Raw genomic sequence first — 14,954 nt, forward strand, 5'->3', positions numbered from 1 at the left:
CTGATTATTTAACTATAGAATTGACGCGCTCATGCGCTGACCAAATAAAAATAAACGAATAAAAAATAATGAAATTAAAACAACTTTCTGTGTTATTATTGGCCGTTTTGGGCACTTCGACTGTCGTTCAGGCCCAAACAGCAAAACCGAATCTATCCAAAGAGTTCATTCAGCAACAGTTAGATGCTGCAGCAAAGCAAATAAAAGTCCTGGCGAATGAAACGCCGGCAGAAAAGTTTCCAAAAACTTTCGAAAATGGGAAAGAGGTATTTTCTTCATCCAGTTGGTGGTGTTCGGGCTTCTATCCGGGGACATTGCTGTATTTATATGAAGGCACCAAAGATGAGGGATTATTAAAGAAAGCAACTGAGAAATTGACGTATCTGGAGAAAGAAAAGAACAACAAGGGTACGCATGACTTAGGATTTATGTTATTCTGTAGTTTTGGAAATGCACTTCGTCTCACGGGAGATACGCAAAAGTATGAGCCGATACTCAGCACTGGTGCGAATTCCCTAGCATCTCGCTATAGTCCCGTTACCAAAACAATTCGTTCTTGGGATCACGGATCATGGCAATATCCTGTAATCATTGATAACATGATGAATTTGGAATTTTTGACACAGGTATCTAAAATGACTGGAGATAAAAAATTCTATGACATTGCGGTAGCTCATGCCGAAACAACCTTGAAAAATCACTTCAGAAAAGATTATAGTTCCTACCATGTGATCGATTATGATAAGAAGACTGGTAAGGCTATTGGAAAAAAAACACATCAGGGTGCATTTGATGAATCGGCATGGTCAAGAGGGCAGGGATGGGCACTCTATGGTTATACGATGATGTATCGCGAAACCAAGAAGAAAGAATTTTTGAAGCAGGCACAGCAAATCGCAAAATATATCTTAAGTAACCCAAATATGCCTGCTGATCTGGTTCCTTACTGGGATTTTGATAAAGATAAAATTGCGCAGTCGGACAAAATGTATCCAAATAAGGACCTTCGGGATGTGTCGGCAGCGGCATTGTATGCATCGGCTTTATTAGAACTTTCGCAATACACAAAGGGAAGTGAGGCTGTGAACTATTTTAACAAAGCAGAAATTATTCTTAAAAACCTGTCGAAGGCGCCTTATCTTGCTCCTTATGGTCAAAATGGCGGTTACATTTTACAACATAGTGTTGGAGCGTTGCCATTGAATTCCGAAATCGATGTGCCTTTGACTTATGCAGATTATTACTATGTTGAAGCCTTGGTGCGTTATCAACGCCTATTGTCAGGAGAGCCAATGATCAAAGAGATCGCTAAATAGGACCATCAAAGAAAGCTTGTCGTTGATAAATTAACTCGTTTTAAGTACACAGGTATAGATAAAAAAAGAGATGTTAGAGACATCTCTTTTTTTATGGGATAGGATCTAGACTACTTTGAAATATCACTAAGTTTCAGTGGTCTGGCTAGAATTTGTTGTTTGCTCTGACGGATTGTATCCGAACTGTTTTTTAAATTCCTTACTGAAGTATTTCCTGTCGGAAAAGCCTACGGCATAAGCGATTTCACTGATATTCATTGCGGATGTTAGTAACTCTTTCGCTTTGTTTAGCCTATACGTTTTTACATAATTGTTGAGTGACAAATTGGATATGGCTTTTAGCTTGCGATAGAGGATTGGTGCGCTCATTCCCATTGTTCGCGCTATAAAATTGACATCAAAGCCATCTGATTGGATATTTTCTTCAATCAACTGATTTAGGGATGAGATAAATTGTGCATCGAGTTCATTGTCGAATATAGCCGTTTTGACTTCAAATTCCTTGCTTCTTTTCTGACTGACCGCTATGAGATTGTGTGCAGAAAGAAAAAGCTGTTTATTGTCGAAAGGTTTTGTCAAATAGATGTTTGCGCCATGCTCTAAGGCCAAAGTTTGGGAATCGTTGTCGGTTACAGCAGTCAGCAAGATGAATGGTATATGGCAGGTCGTCATATTTGTTTTAATGGCCTGGCATAGCTGAGCACCGTCCATGTAAGGCATCATCAGATCCGAAATAATCAGATCAGGGATATATTCCAATGCTTTAGAAAGGGCTTCCTCACCATTGACAGCAGTAATAATGCTGAAGCTCTCCTCAAATAGACTGACAACGGCTGCTAATAATTCGCTATTGTCCTCTACAATCAAGATGGTCTGCTTTAAGGAAATATCCAGCGTGCCTAAATTCGTTGTGTTTGCTTCCTCTGTCTCTTTTGTTAATATTTCTAGCGGTATAACTCCGGTTTTTTGGTTTATTTGCTTGGGGAGACTAACAGTAAATACAGTCCATTGGCCTTTTTCATCATTCATCGTTGAGCAGCGAATATCTCCTTCGTGCTGCTGCACAATTTGTTTGGTAAGTGCTAGACCAATACCTGTTCCGATCACGTCATTAGCCTGTTCTTCACGATAGTACTCTTCAAATATTTTAAATTGGTTGTCGGTAGCGATACCGATACCATTATCGATAATACTGATCGCTATTGTGTGATCATTTTCGATAAGATCCAGATAAACTGTGCCATGTTCTGGTGTGTACTTGATCGCATTTGATAAGAGGTTAAACATGACTTTATCAAATTGTACAGTATCTATGGATTGTAGCCCCACAGCATCCAGCTGCCGGATATAGTAGTTGAGGTGTTTTGCTTTTGCAAGGTCATTTAATAGGTAGAATGTATCTTCTATATATTCCCGAAAAGAGATGTCTGTTTTCTTCAGTACAAAGTGTTTGTCATCGAATTTTTTAAAATCCAGTAGCTAATTGATAACACCCAGGAGTTTACTGGCATTCTTTTTTATCCGTTTTACCTTGTTCTGGGTAGAAGTAAGATTGGCTGTTTCGGAAATAATTTCATCCAAAGGAGCCGTTATCAAAGTCAGTGGTGTACGGATTTCGTGGGATATCTGTGTGAAGAACTTTATTTTCTTTTCCTGTTCCCGTTCTGAGTTGATCAACATCTCACGTTCGACAACAAACTTGATAACAAAATGTACACCGAGAGTAAACAAGCCGGCATACAAAAGATAGGCCCACCAGGTCCTCCAAAAGGGAGGTTTAATATCGATATTGATCCGCAGGGGTATGCTGCTCCAGATACCATCGTTGTTACTGGCGAAAATGGTCAAGGTGTGCATACCTGTAGGAATATTGGTATATCGTATAGAGGGGGTATTTGTTTCAACCCAATCCTTGTCGAAACCTTCGAGCTTATAGCGGTATCTGTTCTTCTGCGGTTTGATGAAATTGGAACCTGAGAAATTAATCGTTACAAAGTTTTCATCGTGTCGGAGTTTGAGCTGGTAGCTGTTGGGGTCTGACGTTTTCTGTAAACGTCCGTAGTTCAATGGCGTGTCTTCGAGAAAGATATTTCGAAAGAGTACTTCGGGGATGTTCTGATTAAAGATAATTTTTCGGGTATCTAGAGAAACTACACCATTTAGTGTCGTGACGAATAGTGTTCCTGCTTTGCTGGCAAAGACTTTGGCACCAAGTAGATTTTTGACCGGTAAACCGTAATATTGATTCAGGAGATAACGCTGTTTTGTTTTGGGATTGTAGCATATTAATCCATTTTTACTTGTAAGCCACACTTGATTGTTCACAATGATGGGCCAGCCTAAGGAATTGTTTGGAAAACGTGATACTTTGGTAAGCTTATCGTGCTGATCAAGATGATAAAGATCTTCTTTTGACGTCAGCCAGATGTCACCATGCGGATGCACATAAAATCCACCCAGGGCTAATGTATCAAGCTGTTTTATTGGTCGTATGTTTGATTCATTCGGTTTTTTGCGAAAAAGTGTCCCGCCTCTAAGAAAATAGGTCTGCTGTTTATGATCAGCTTGGATATCATCAATTGTACCTGTTTTTAAGGCAGCGTTATATGCTGCAGGCTTTCCGGGATCGACGATGTAAAGCCCTTTATTGGTTCCGAGGTAAATGCGATGTACGGGATCGACGTAAATGCTATAAATATTGTTTTTGAGATTCAGGAGATCTTTTTCAAGGTAAAAGTGTTGTGTGTTTCCAGATTGTGCATCGATAATGGAATAACCACCGCCATACTGTGCTGCATAAATTTTGTTATCTCTAACGTATAGATCCTTGATCAGGTTTGACTGGGTTAATTTAGACAAAGGAGAGGTCGTTTCTGTTCTTTTGTCAATTTTGTTGATTCCTTCTTCTTCTGTTCCAATCCAAAACGCATTTTCTGACTCTGCAAAACTGCCGGTGATATCGCTATTAAGGCTGAGCCCAGGACGCGAACGCGTTGAATAATGCTGTATGGGGATCAGATCGGGGTAGATGGCATTGATTCCCCCAAAATAAGTTCCTATCCAGGTGATCTGTTGTCGATCAATAAAAATATCATAGATAGAGTTTTGACTCAATGAGTTTTTGACGGAGGTATTATGTTTATAGTTTAAGAAATGTGGTGCCCCATTAAAGATAGAGAGTCCTTTTAATGTACCGATCAGTAGGTCTCCCTGTTTAGTTGGGACAATTTTCCGGATGTTATTGCTGAGCAGATTGCTATTTGTTTCTGTTAGGTTATTCCATTTTTTATCAACGAAGTTGTATTGGAATATTCCATGCAATTTTGTGCCAACCCACAGGATGTTTTTATGAAGATACATTGTGCTGAAAATCTGCTCTTTTAACGGCAGGGGAGATGCTATAAGATTCTGGTTCGTAGAAATTTGATTATTTTTCAATGAAAAAGACGTTATGCCATCCATGCTCGCCATGATATAGGTTTCAGGTCCTGTCTGAATAATCGATTGTACCCGGGATTGGTTAATGAGTTTTTTGAGATTGTAGGTACCCGCTGTGGGGATAGCCTGATAGAGCCCTTTGTCGGTGCACAGAAATATTTTGTCTGAAAGGAACTGTATGTCGGCGACAGCAATTTTTTCTTGAAAAGGTTTTCCTTGTTTAAATACCGCTTTGCGTTTGTCGATATCGAAAATAAATAGCTGCGTTGCGGTAGCAATGAAAAGGTCATTGTTTGCGTTGATGGCAATCTTGTTAATGTAATCTACCTTTTTAAATACCGTATCCTGTACGAGAATATTAGTGATATTCTGGGAGTCGTATACAAAAAGGTTGGCTCCGCCGCCGAACCAAAGTTTACCTTGTTTATCCTGAGCAATTGTTAATACCGCCTGTTTATCCAATACGTTCTCCTGGCTTAATGTCTCAAATTTTAAATTCTGGGCATGACAAAGGGAAATGATGGATATCAACAGCAGAAATTGTCGCGATAAAATAGGTAGTATGCTCATGGTTATGGGGTATTTGTGTCAAATTTAAGATTTTACCCCCAAATATTTATGAATTTCACCCCTCTTAATTTGCTCATAAACCCATCTTTGACCTATTAAACAACCAATTTTTATTATAAAACTAATTTCCTAAAGTATGGCAAAGTTTTACAAAGTTGGACTGTCTGCTATGATGATGTTTACTGTGGGTGCGAGTATGGCACAACAGAAAATTTCAATTACGGGGCGGATTACAGACAGTCAGGGAGCACCTTTATCGGGTGTAACGATTCGAGAAAAGGGCGGAAAGACCGCCACTTCAACAAATGAGGCAGGTCAATATGCCATTTCTGTTTTAGAAAATGCTACATTACTGATTTCATATATAGGATATCAGGATCAAGAAATCAATCCTAAAGGGCGTTCGATAATTAATATCAGTCTGGAAAAAAATACCTCAGCACTTGATGAAGTTGTTGTTGTTGGTTATGGCACGCAGAAAAAAGTCAATTTGACTGGATCTGTCGCTACTGTCGGCGCAGATAAACTTACAAATAGGCCGATAATGAACCTTGCTGCGGCTCTAGGTGGAACTGCACCCGGTATACGTGTTACGCAGGGCAATGGAAATCCTGGAAGCGAGGATGTTTCCATTCGTGTTCGTGGTACAGGATCTTTCAATAATAATAACCCACTGATTCTTGTTGATGGTGCTGTCGCCGATATGGTTCCATTAAATACCGATGATATCGAGAATATTTCTATTTTGAAAGACGCGGCTTCGGCAGCAATTTATGGATCTCGTGCTGCTAATGGTGTCATTCTCGTGACTACTAAAAAAGGGCGGAAAGGTGAGGCCCCTAATATAACATTCAATGCATTGTATGCACGTGAGAAAGCACAAACTGATTTGAAGTTTATGTCAAGTACCGCAGATTGGATGGAACTACACAACATCGCTAAGGTGAATGCTAACCCAACTTCGACATCTCCTGATTATACACTTTCAACGATTGAAGAGTGGCGCAAAGCAAATGCTGATCCTAATGGTATTTATACTAATCCGATCACTGGGAATAGCATCCCTAATTGGTTGGCATATCCAAACACAGATTGGGCGCAGGTTCTCTTCCAGCCCCAATATTATCAGCGATATGGTGTTTCAGTAACTGGGGGTAGTGATAAATCTTCTTATCTCATGTCCGCCGGATACCAGAATAATCCTGGAACGTTGGCAAATATTGGAATGAAGAGATTCAACATTCGGACCAATTTGGAAACAAAAATTGCGGATAGAATTACTTTTGGAACACAAACCTATGCAACAAAGGAGTATAAGCAGCCAGGTAGCACTTCAATGACTTATTTGCTTCAAGCTTTTCCGGGAATGACACCAATTTATGAGGGAAAATATGGATCCAGTGAAGATCCCAACACAACAAATAAGGATAATATTCTCCAACAGGTGGCTTCGAATGGTGGAGAAAACAACTACACACGTATCAATAGCACGTGGTATGTTAACGCGGATCTTTGGAAAGGAATTATTGCAGAAGCTCGCTTTAACTATAGTGATTATATGCGTGAGGATGAAAATTATTCCCAAAACTTGCCGAGATATAGTTTTAGAGAAAGCTTTGAGAAGCCTAAAGAGGGGATAGGGAATTTAGACCAGGCAACGACATATAGATACTCTTATAAATCTTCCAGTTATACAGCGAATGCATTATTGCGTTACGCGCATACTTTTGGGAAACATGATGTTGGCGGATTAGTAGGATACGAGCAATATTATTCAAAGACAAGTGGGTTTAACGCTACAAAAAGGGGCTTATTAGACTGGGACGTAACGGATATAACTTCAGGTGCGACAATGGAATCAATTGGAGGTGACGCTAAAGCGGAGAACGCAATGATTTCTTATTTTGGCCGTGTAAACTATGCCTATGATGGTAAATATTTGTTCGAAGGAAACTTTCGTTCGGACGCGTCATCTAAGTTTGCTCCCGGACATCGCACAGGATTTTTCCCTTCTTTCTCAGCAGGTTGGGTAATCAGTAACGAACGTTTTTTTGACCCAGCCAAAACAACGGTTAATTACTTAAAGCTTAGAGGGTCCTATGGAACCTTAGGGAATACAATAAGTGGGAATTACGATTGGCAGACTCTTTATCAAAAAGTGAATAATGTATTTAACGAGTCGGTTGCGAATGGGGTTATTCAGCAAACTATCCAAAATCTTAGTTTATCATGGGAGAAACTAACGACATATAATGTTGGGTTGGAAGCCAGTTTCTTAAATCGTCGTTTGAGTGTCGAAGCCGATATGTACTCCCGAAAGACTTCTGATATCTTAACAGCAGCTATTATTTATTTGACAATGGGTAATATCAATGCACCGATGTCCAATACCGCTTCAATGAATAATAAAGGGATAGAACTAAATTTGGGGTGGAACGACAAAATCGGAGATTTTAGGTATGGAGTTAGTGGTAATATCTCTTACAACATGAACAGAGTTTCCGGATTTAAAGGAACGTTAAAGTATGAACAAGATCCATCGACTCTCGATATTTGGGGTAATCCAACTTGGCGCTATACGAATTTAGCAGATGTATCTACAGGAGGAAACGAACGTCGTGTTGAACAACATATGCTTGACGAATGGTTTTTAAGAAGGCCTTACGCAGGTACTGGAACTTATATGAAATCTGATGGAAGTGTAGATCCTAATGGTGGTCCAACAGATGGAATGATTCGTACTAAAGCCGATCTGGAGTGGGTGAAATCCATGATAGCTGCAAATTATTCTTTCAATAACAATACAGTGGGGCCAGGAGCAGCAAATATTTGGTATGGCCAAATGCTTATGGCAGATGCGAACGGTGATGGTAAGTACGGTAATGATGATGACCGTGAATTCACTGGGAAGTCTTCTGTTGCCAAATTTGTGTTTGGCTTAAATCTGACAGCAGCCTACAGGGGCTTTGATCTAAACATGCTTTTGGCGGGACGTGTCGGATCTTATCATTATATTAATGAGCGTGGATCTAATGGATCAATATTGGCAAATACAGGTGATCAATTGCCAGCAGATGCCTGGACCAAATATTATTCTTATGATGCAGTAAGAGCAAATAGCGATTATGATAATTATGATCCTGCTACAGATCCAAATGCAAATATAAATGGTAAATATCCACGTTTACTTTCTTCAAGTTCAATCATGCAGGCTAATACATTCTACCTGTATAATACCTCGTATTTAAAATTAAAGTCTTTGCAGTTGGGGTACACATTTCCTAAAAAATGGATTAATCAAGCTAAAATTAAAGACTTAAGGGTATTTGTAACAGGAGAAAACCTATTGACTTTTAAACATAAAGACTTTCCAGGAGTGGACCCGGAATTAGGTGGTTCATTGATTGTTTATCCGATCGCGAAGCTATATTCCGCCGGGGTATCAGTAACTTTTTAACTTAATCTCAGAACAGAAGGATAAGTTAATTTGAGTTTTCAATAGAGTAAGACTTAGACTAGCATCTTAATCTTAATTCTGTTTAGTCAAATAAAATAGAAATAGAGATGAAAAAAATATTAAAATCTGTCATAGCAATTGGTATAGCAAGTTCTTTATCGTCTTGTACGAAAATATTGGACCTTGCACCTAATGACAAAATATCTTCGGGAACAATGTGGTCAACGGAAACGCTGGTTGATCAAGGGGTAATAGGTGTTTACTATTCATTACAACGTCCGGTAAGAAGTGACGGAATCGTAGGGACATCTGCAAATATTGGGTATTATGCTTATGAGGCATTTGGTATGACTGGTCAAGGTGAATATAACTTAAATAACCTATTCTCCAGCGCTGTGAATCCAAGTAATTCCTATTTTTCATTCCAATGGAAATGGTTGTACGATGGTGTACATCGCGCTAACGATGCAATTGTTCATATTCCCGGTGCGACGATGGCTCAGGAAAAAAAGAATAAATTAGTAGCCGAATGTAAAGTGTTACGCGCCTTTTTTTACATGCGGCTCAATGAACTGTACGGTCGGAATGGTTTAGGTGTTCCTATTTACACCGAGCCTATCAGTCCTGCAGAAGGTAACAAAGGGCAGAGTTCAGAAGAGGAGGTTTGGGCACTTATTATTAAAGATTTGACAGATGCAATCAATGAGAGTGCTTTGCCGAACAATCAAATCCAAGGAGAAGGACGTGTGAGTAAAGGTGCCGCTTATGCACTACGTGGCCGTGCTTATCTTATGACCAAAAAATACGATCAGGCAGTAGCTGATTTTGCGAAAGTTGGAGAGAACGGCTATAAACTCTTTTCAAATTATAAGCAATTATTTAAAGTTGCCAATGAACGTTGTGAAGAGATGATTTTGAGCGTTCAATATATTGAGGAACCTTCAGGATACGGTTCTGCCGTACAGAAGTATACCGCCGCATTTCAACAGGGAGCAAAAGATAGTAGAGGGTGTTGGACAGATTTGCAAGTAACCCCGGCCTTGGTCAATTTGTATGAAGAAATAATTGATGGTACTACTGTGCGTCCTTTTAGTTGGTCGGATTATATTCCTGAATGGAATACCGTAAATGCTTTAGGTGCGCCCAATAGAAAAGTCTTTTTTATACGAGACCAAAAAGTTAACGGAAATGATGTTCACCCTACGGTAACCACAGTAATCAATACAGAATTAAATAAATTGAATAGTACTGCGCGAGCGTTGTATCTGCCTGAGGGTAACGAAGCGCGGCTTAAAGCAGCTTATGCGAATAGGGATCCACGGTTAGCTTATAATGTAGTGACTCCTTATGCATCATTCCAAGGAGTAAATAGCAATTCCACGGCTGCAGGTATGTATACATACAGATTCCCAGTTACTGGTAAGTACTATGTAGACCAATCTGGAGCTGAGCCCAATTTAAATAGTAGTTTACCTGGTAGTTATTATACTTCTGGAAGTGCAAATGCGCAGGCAGAATTTAAGTATATCCATCGTAAGTTTGTGGGCGAAGGGTTAGAATATGCTCGTCGTGAACAAAATCCGATCGACGAACCTATTATTCGTTATGCTGATGTTTTGTTGATGTGGGCAGAAGCATTAGTCGAAATGAATGATTTACCTGGTGCTATGGCAAAGGTAAAACAGGTTAGAGATCGGGTTGGAATTCCAACAATGGCCTCTTCTTTTTCAGATCAAAACAAAGCACGGAATTATGTACGAGATGAACGGCGCCGGGAATTAATTGGTGAGGGAGTTAACTTTTTTGATGAAATGCGTTGGAAGACACTGAAAGAAACAAAGTTCAACGAAAAATTCGCGCAGCATGCTTGGGGTGGCACAGAAAATACAGGTGGTACCACTTATGAATGGATAGGTGACCAATGGTACACGTGGCCAGTCCCTAAATCTGAAATAGAGTTAAATAAAAATTTGAAGCCAACACCAGGCTGGGTTTATTAAGTAAAGAAGTTGTTATCAATCGCTCACGCAATCGTTTGCTAGAGCGATTGATTTTTTTTGATTTGTTTTTTTAGTTTAAAATAAAGATTTTTAATGTTTTGTGTAACACTTCGATTGTGTTCGTTATAAACCAATGTCAATGAAAAGAAGACTCTTATTAAAACTATTGGGCGGTGCTGGAATGGGCGCACTGGCGACATCTTTTGCTAGTGAAGTGAAAGCCAATGTTGCCGCGTCGGAAAAAAATAATAACAGCGAGAACGATCGTGCCTATTGGGTATCTATTTTACATAAGATGGCTGCTCCAATTTTAGGCAATATCAGTAAGCAACAATGGCGTAAAAATATGCCGATGGAAGTGAGTCCTACTTTCGATAGTAGAGACCCTGGAGTCGGATACCTAGAAGCTTTCGGTCGTTTGTTGGCAGGTATGGCTCCTTGGTTGGCCTTACCGGATGACGCAACTGAAGAAGGTCAATTGCGTAAAAAATTACGTGACCAAGCATTACTGGGTATACAATATGGTGTAGATCCTAAATCGCCGGATTATTTTACCTGGCGAGGCCCTTCATCCCAAACACTCGTCGATGCGGCGCATCTTGCATTAGCCTTTTTGAGAGCTCCTCAAGCTTTATGGCAGCCTTTGGACCAAGTGACTAAAAAAAGAGTAGTTGAAGAATTCAAATTGCTGCGGAAGATCAAGCCGAATGAGAGTAATTGGTTGCTGTTTGCCGCGATGACAGAGACATTTCTCTATAGCATCGGGGAGGAGTGTGCTCGTGAGAAGATCGATTATGCGGTCAATAAATTTGATCAAGAATGGTATGTCGGAGACGGTTGGTACAGCGACGGAGCCCGTTTTAGTTTTGATCATTACAATGGGTATGTGATTCACTGTATGCAGGTGGAGTCGCTACGCCATAATATTACCGCCGGCGGAAAATACAAAGAAATGTATGATAGAGCGTATAAACGAATGCAGCGCTATGCACATCATTTGGAACGTATGATCTCTCCAGAAGGTCATTATGTTGTTGTTGGCCGTTCCTCAACTTATAAGAATGCAGCGTTCCAGCCTTTGGCGACAGTTGCTTTAGAAAACAAGCTCCCCGAGGATATCTCAAAAGGACAAGTCCGGGCAGCTCTTAAAGCGATATTAAGGCATATTTATATAGACAAAACCTTTGCACCCTCAGGATGGCTGCGTATGGGAGTGGTAGGTGACAAACAATCCAATCTCGCAGATTACTATACAAATGCAGGGTCAATGTATGTGGCCTCCCTATCATTCTTGCCATTGGGGTTACCGGCAGACGATGAGTTCTGGACCTGTGCTCCACAACCCTGGACTTCCCAAAAATGCTGGAATGCAGAGCAATTTCCCAAAGACTATTATGTAAGTTATTAAACAAAAAAGAATAAAAAAGCAAAAGATTAAGGACTGGATAAAATGAAGATACAACACTATATTACGGGGGCTTTAATGATTGGACTAGGAATGCAGGGAATTTCCTGTTCCAGTCAGCGAAACTTAGGGACAGCAAAATTGGGCCTTGACAAAGAATTTGTCCGTACCAATTTAGAAGATGCACATAAACAAATCGCTTACCTCGCAGCATCGATCAATGAATCCGATATGCCCACGACTTATAAAGATGGTAAATATGTGAGTTGGGGTTCAAGCTGGTGGTGCTCTGGATTTTATCCCGGTACAGTGCTTTATCTATATGAGTATACCAAGGATGAAAAACTTTTGACGGAGGCTAAACGTAAATTGAAGCAGCTGGAAAAAGAAAAAAATAACAAAGGAACACATGATTTGGGCTTTATGTTATACTGCAGCTTTGGGAATGCATTACGTTTGACGGGAGATTCGGCTGCTTATAAGGAAATTTTAAGTACTGGAGCAGCATCGCTGGCAACACGTTTCCATGAAGCACCGAAAACAATTCGTTCATGGGACGGTGGAAGAAACTGGGATGGTCAGCCTTGGACCTATCCAGTAATCATCGATAATATGATGAACTTGGAGTTTTTGACGGAAGTTTCCAAAATGACAGGTGATAAGCGTTATCGTGATATTGCGGTACAACATGCCAATACAACGATGATCAATCATTACCGAAAAGATTATAGTTCCTACCATGTGGTGGATTACAATCCGAAGGATGGAAGTATTATTTCGAGAAAAACTGCCCAAGGAGCTTTTGATGAGTCTGTATGGGCTAGGGGACAGTCTTGGGGACTTTATGGGTATACGATGATGTATCGTGAGACTGGCGACAAGAAATATTTGGAGCAGGCTAGGCATATTGCACAGTTTTATCTGAATCATCCTAATCTTCCAAAAGACCTGATTCCTTATTGGGATATGGACCAGAACAAGCTTACTCCGGATAGTAAATATTATAGCCAGAAAGATCTTCGTGATGTGTCGACAGCTTCAGTAACTGCTTCGGCTTTGCTGGAACTGGCACAATACACAACAGGCAGTGAAAGCCAGTTTTATATCTCGAAGGCTGAGCAGATGTTGCGCTCGCTTTCTTCTAAACCCTACAAAGCAGATTACAAGGAAGCCGGTGGCTACGTCTTGAAACATAGCGTCGGCTCAATCCCACATAAAACAGAGGTGGATGTGCCTTTGACCTATGCCGATTACTATTATGTAGAGGCATTAGTGCGGTATGACCGATTGCTCCGAGGAGAAAAGGTGATTAAACAATAGACGATAAGGCACGTTTAAACTGTTCTTAAAATAAGTGTTGTTTTAGGAACAGTTTTAGCCGTTTGTGCTCTTGGAAAAAATGCAGTTCCAACCAATCCTAAATTTTCATTGGAGCATCTCCTGTTATAATAGTCGCGATAGACCCATAATATTTGGCGAGATCTGTCACCCGGATGTGTCAGATCTATACCGCTCCGTTTATACGTTACCAATATCATAAATCTAACAAAGGATGAAAACAACAAATAGTAAAGTCAGATTTATTGAAATTACACTTATTATGTTTTTTAGGGGTCGGTAAGTTCTTGTATTTCAAAATTGTATATTCTGATCAAGTAATCATTTGGACGTATTAGTAGGTAATGCACCTATTTTTTTACGGAGAATTTTTTAAAGCGATGTGCCGTTGATCTTTCAACCATAATTATTAATGGCGAGGCATCATTCGCTAATGATCGAGAAACTTTAGTCAATTTATCTAAAAGAAAGGAGGCCCTTATGATTTAGGCAAGATAAAAGCCAATTGTTGATAAGCTATATCTCAAAAAAGCTTATTGAAATAGTCAATTATTTATAAACACTTTTGAATTATGTTAAAAAAATCATTTGTAATAGCCTTTGTGTTATTTATTGTCACTGGTTTGTTCGTTCAAGCTAGAGATTTGAGTGTACCAGCAGCAGTAAAATTATCTAATAAACGAAATATAATTTCTACGGAGAATGTTGGGGCAAAAAAAAATACCAAAACGAATATTAAAACACTAAGTAGCACATTCGACTTTTATGTGTATAACTTTAGTAATTCACCCATTTATTTGACCTTTAGTGGGAATTTTCCAGGAGGAACCACACAGCATGTTGTTGTCCCTGCGAATACGTTATCTTATCCAGTCAATATTCAAAGTGGAAATTATGATATTTATGCAAGTTGTCCTAGTTGGTTAACAATGTGGTATGCGATGAGCTGCGGTCATTCGGGCTCCGGACAATCTTACACTTTCGAAAATGTTTATTTAAGCGATACTGGCTGTACATCGTTAGATGTCGGAAGCAATTAAGTTGCCCAAAATAATTAATGTTGCTGTCTCAATGTCTTCATTGGGGCAGCTATTTACTATTTCGGTCGAATACGATGGTAGAAGCCGAAAGAATTTTTGATTCGCTACATATTGAGGGCTAAGCAAATGCTGCGGTCGCTTTCTTCTAAACCCTACAAGGCAGATTATAAAGAAGCCGGTGGCTATATTTTGAAACATAGTGTCGGATCAATTCCACATAAGACAGAAGTAGATGTGCCCTTGACCTATGCCGATTACTATTATGTGGAGGCATTGGTGCGATACGATCGGTTGCTTCGCGGAGAAAAGGTCATCAAGCAATAACAGTAGCTTTTTTTAGTTTTCAACAAAGTTATTAACACGATGTGGAAAAGAAGCTGTCTCAAATTT

Annotated in this window: 9 protein-coding genes; 7 read left to right on the forward strand and 2 right to left on the reverse strand. The window is 39.7% G+C overall.

The genetic code is table 11. The features are described 5' to 3' along the window. Window positions 1-68: 68 nt before the first annotated feature. Complete coding sequence (locus B3E92_RS11280) at window positions 69-1,316, forward strand: glycoside hydrolase family 88 protein (RefSeq protein WP_070561558.1); 1,248 nt, start codon at window positions 69-71, stop codon at window positions 1,314-1,316. Between the two features lie 126 nt (window positions 1,317-1,442). On the opposite strand, the gene B3E92_RS11285 is transcribed toward B3E92_RS11280, so the two are convergent. Continuing rightward, the gene (locus B3E92_RS11285; RefSeq protein WP_286778583.1) at window positions 1,443-2,645 is read right to left on the reverse strand and encodes a hybrid sensor histidine kinase/response regulator transcription factor; all 1,203 of its coding nucleotides are present in this window, start codon (window positions 2,643-2,645) and stop codon (window positions 1,443-1,445) included. Window positions 2,646-2,795: 150 nt separating this feature from the next. Further along, the gene (locus tag B3E92_RS11290; protein WP_070561556.1) at window positions 2,796-5,324 is read right to left on the reverse strand and encodes a ligand-binding sensor domain-containing protein; all 2,529 of its coding nucleotides are present in this window, start codon (window positions 5,322-5,324) and stop codon (window positions 2,796-2,798) included. Between the two features lie 136 nt (window positions 5,325-5,460). On the opposite strand from B3E92_RS11290, the gene B3E92_RS11295 reads away from it, so the two are divergent. From B3E92_RS11295 to B3E92_RS11320, 6 genes are all read left to right on the forward strand, one after another. Further along, window positions 5,461-8,781: a SusC/RagA family TonB-linked outer membrane protein gene (locus B3E92_RS11295; RefSeq protein ID WP_070561555.1), complete on the forward strand. Its 3,321-nt coding sequence runs from the start codon at window positions 5,461-5,463 to the stop codon at window positions 8,779-8,781. A 107-nt stretch (window positions 8,782-8,888) separates the two neighbouring features. Further along, a complete protein-coding gene (locus tag B3E92_RS11300) occupies window positions 8,889-10,781 on the forward strand; it encodes a RagB/SusD family nutrient uptake outer membrane protein (RefSeq protein WP_070561550.1) in 1,893 nt (630 codons plus the stop codon). A 139-nt stretch (window positions 10,782-10,920) separates the two neighbouring features. Continuing rightward, window positions 10,921-12,189, forward strand: coding sequence for a DUF2264 domain-containing protein (locus B3E92_RS11305; protein WP_286896721.1), 1,269 nt, complete (start codon window positions 10,921-10,923; stop codon window positions 12,187-12,189). Window positions 12,190-12,231: 42 nt separating this feature from the next. Then, window positions 12,232-13,506: a glycoside hydrolase family 88 protein gene (locus B3E92_RS11310; RefSeq protein WP_070561548.1), complete on the forward strand. Its 1,275-nt coding sequence runs from the start codon at window positions 12,232-12,234 to the stop codon at window positions 13,504-13,506. 590 nt (window positions 13,507-14,096) lie between these two features. Next, window positions 14,097-14,564 (forward strand): hypothetical protein, encoded by a 468-nt coding sequence (locus B3E92_RS11315; RefSeq protein WP_070561546.1) that lies wholly within the window; start codon window positions 14,097-14,099, stop codon window positions 14,562-14,564. A 126-nt stretch (window positions 14,565-14,690) separates the two neighbouring features. Further along, window positions 14,691-14,888, forward strand: coding sequence for a hypothetical protein (locus B3E92_RS11320; RefSeq protein WP_070561544.1), 198 nt, complete (start codon window positions 14,691-14,693; stop codon window positions 14,886-14,888). The last annotated feature ends 66 nt before the right edge of the window (window positions 14,889-14,954 follow it).

This window comes from Sphingobacterium sp. UBA6317 (genome assembly GCF_002440385.1).
Lineage (GTDB): Bacteria > Bacteroidota > Bacteroidia > Sphingobacteriales > Sphingobacteriaceae > Sphingobacterium > Sphingobacterium multivorum.

Coding starts and splice junctions, on each gene's coding strand:
- B3E92_RS11280 (WP_070561558.1), top strand. CDS start 69: ATGAAATTAAAACAACTTTCTGTGTTATTATTGGCCGTTTTGGGCACT.
- B3E92_RS11290 (WP_070561556.1), bottom strand. CDS start 5,324: ATGAGCATACTACCTATTTTATCGCGACAATTTCTGCTGTTGATATCC.
- B3E92_RS11295 (WP_070561555.1), top strand. CDS start 5,461: ATGGCAAAGTTTTACAAAGTTGGACTGTCTGCTATGATGATGTTTACT.
- B3E92_RS11300 (WP_070561550.1), top strand. CDS start 8,889: ATGAAAAAAATATTAAAATCTGTCATAGCAATTGGTATAGCAAGTTCT.
- B3E92_RS11305 (WP_286896721.1), top strand. CDS start 10,921: ATGAAAAGAAGACTCTTATTAAAACTATTGGGCGGTGCTGGAATGGGC.
- B3E92_RS11310 (WP_070561548.1), top strand. CDS start 12,232: ATGAAGATACAACACTATATTACGGGGGCTTTAATGATTGGACTAGGA.
- B3E92_RS11315 (WP_070561546.1), top strand. CDS start 14,097: ATGTTAAAAAAATCATTTGTAATAGCCTTTGTGTTATTTATTGTCACT.
- B3E92_RS11320 (WP_070561544.1), top strand. CDS start 14,691: ATGCTGCGGTCGCTTTCTTCTAAACCCTACAAGGCAGATTATAAAGAA.